This is a genomic window from Clostridium peptidivorans, from assembly GCF_900205925.1.
Taxonomy (GTDB): Bacteria; Bacillota; Clostridia; order Clostridiales; family Clostridiaceae; genus Clostridium_AK; species Clostridium_AK peptidivorans.
Window position 1 is genome coordinate 1 of the sequence record NZ_OAOD01000047.1, and the last position, 2,398, is coordinate 2,398.

The 2,398-nt window shown below is 37.3% G+C and carries 3 protein-coding genes; all 3 read right to left on the reverse strand.

The window, feature by feature from the left end; all coding sequences use genetic code 11:
• Window positions 1-694 (reverse strand): electron transfer flavoprotein subunit alpha/FixB family protein (locus CRN98_RS17205; RefSeq protein WP_097028634.1); only part of this gene is annotated, 694 nt, incomplete at its 3' end.
• 18 nt (window positions 695-712) lie between these two features.
• The gene (locus CRN98_RS17210; RefSeq protein ID WP_097028635.1) at window positions 713-1,495 is read right to left on the reverse strand and encodes an electron transfer flavoprotein subunit beta/FixA family protein; all 783 of its coding nucleotides are present in this window, start codon (window positions 1,493-1,495) and stop codon (window positions 713-715) included.
• Window positions 1,496-1,510: 15 nt separating this feature from the next.
• Window positions 1,511-2,398 (reverse strand): acyl-CoA dehydrogenase family protein (locus tag CRN98_RS17215; RefSeq protein WP_097028636.1); only part of this gene is annotated, 888 nt, incomplete at its 5' end.

Genomic DNA, 2,398 nt, shown 5'->3' on the forward strand with positions numbered 1-2,398 from the left:
CAAAGTTTTCTTTTGATCCTACTCCTCTACCACCAGATACGATGAATTCAGCTTCAGTTATATCAGCTACACTCTTAGCTAATTTAACAACTTCTTCAGTCTTAGTTCTGATGTCAGATTCTTTTATATCCATAGCTATTGTCTGAACATCGCCATTTCTGTTTTCATCTTTTGCAAGTTTTGAGAACACTCCTGGTCTAACAGTTGCCATCTGTGGTCTGTTATCAGCACAGATGATAGTAGCCATTAAGTTTCCTCCGAAAGCAGGTCTTGTCATTAATAGGTGGTTTGTTCCATCTTCTGTTTCAAGTCCTGTACAGTCAGCTGTAAGTCCAGTTGATAATCTTGCAGCAACTCTTGGTCCTAAGTCTCTTCCTATGAAAGAAGCACCTACAAGAATTATTTCTGGTTTCTTTTCATTTGCAAGTTCACATATAACCTTTGTGTATCCATCAGTTGTGTAGTGCTTTAATAATGGATTGTGAGCATATATAACTTCATCTGCACCAAAAGCTACTAATTCCTTAGTTGCTTCTTCCATTCCTTCTCCGCCAACTAATAATGCAGTTAATTTTACTCCTAATTTATCAGCAATTGCTCTTCCTTTTCCTAAAAGTTCTAGAGCAACTTTTTGTAACTCTCCATCTCTTTGTTCAGCAAATACCCATACGCCTTTGTAATCTGCTATATTCATTTAAAAATCCCTCCTAAATTAGATATAGTGTTTTTCCTTTAATTTTGCAACTGCCTCTGCTGCTGCTTCTTTAGGTGGTAAGTTAACTATTGCTCCCTTGCCCTTAGCTTCTTTAGTAGCTGACTTCTTAACCTTTGTTGGTGATCCTGGAAGTCCAAGAAGGGATTTATCTACTCCAATATAGTCTGCATTCCATACTTCTACTTCTTTATCAAAAGCTCCGAAGATATGTCCTACGCTCATATATCTTGGTACATTTAATTCTTTTATAGCTGTTAGAAGAACTGGAGTCTGAACTTTTATGTTTTCATAACCATCTTCCCAAGCTCTCTTAACTCTTAATCCATCTTCTGCTTTTTCTACAGCTTCTACATAAGTTATTTGTGGTAAGTTTAAGTGTTCAGCTATTTCTGGTCCAACCTGAGCTGTATCTCCGTCTATAGCCTGTCTTCCAGCAAATACTACGTCATAGTCTCCCATTTTTTCTATTGCTCCTGCAAGTGCTCTTGAAGTTGCTAATGTGTCAGCACCAGCAAAAGCTCTGTCAGAAATTAATACTGCTCTGTCTGCTCCCATAGCTAAAGCTTCTCTTAAAGCAACTTCTGCCTGTGGAGGTCCCATGCTTACTACAGCAACATTTGCACCATATTTATCTTTTAGTGCTAACGCTTCTTCTAAAGCATTTTTATCATCTGGGTTTATGATTGATGGAACACCTTCTCTTATAAGAGTTCCTGTAACTGGATCTATTTTAACTTCATTTGTATCTGGAACTTGTTTTAAACAAACAATTATATTCATTTAAGTGTACCCTCCTTATTTAAATATGTTTCCTGAAATAACCATCTTCTGAACCTGTGAAGTTCCTTCATAGATTTCAGTGATCTTAGCGTCTCTCATCATTCTTTCTACTGGGTATTCTTTAGTGTATCCGTATCCACCAAATATCTGAACAACCTTAGTTGTTACATCCATAGCAACATTTGCTGCATGTAATTTAGCCATAGCTGCATCTACACTGTATGGCATCTTGTTTTCTTTCTTCCAAGCTGCTTTGTATACTAAAAGTCTTGCAGTTTCAATTGAAACTTCCATATCAGCCATCATCCAGCTTAATCCTTGGAATTTGTATAATTGTTTTCCAAACTGCTTTCTTTCTTTCATGTAGCTAACTGCTTCATCAAATGCTCCTTGAGCTATTCCAAGAGCCTGAGCTGCTATACCAATTCTTCCTCCATCAAGAGTCTTCATGGCAATTCCAAAGCCCTTTCCTTCTTTTCCAAGTAAGTTTTCTTTTGGAACTTTAACATCTTCAAATATAAGCTCTGTAGTTGATGATGCTCTTATTCCAAGCTTTTCTTCTACTTTACCTATTGAGAATCCTGGCATTCCTTTTTCAACTATGAAAGCGGTAATTCCTTTAGTTCCTTTGCTTCTGTCAGTCATAGCAAATACTATGAATACTTCAGCTACTCCACCGTTAGTTATAAATATTTTTGAACCGTTTAATATGTAGTGATCTCCCATATCAACAGCTATACTCTGCTGTCCTGCAGCATCTGTACCAGCGTTTGGCTCAGTTAATCCGAAAGCACCTATTCTTTCACCCTTAGCAAGTGCTGGTAAGTACTTTTCCTTTTGAGCTGGTGTTCCATGCTCATTTATTACTGATGCACATAATGAAGTGTGAGCTGAAACGATAAC

Coding starts and splice junctions, on each gene's coding strand:
- CRN98_RS17210 (WP_097028635.1), bottom strand. CDS start 1,495: ATGAATATAATTGTTTGTTTAAAACAAGTTCCAGATACAAATGAAGTT.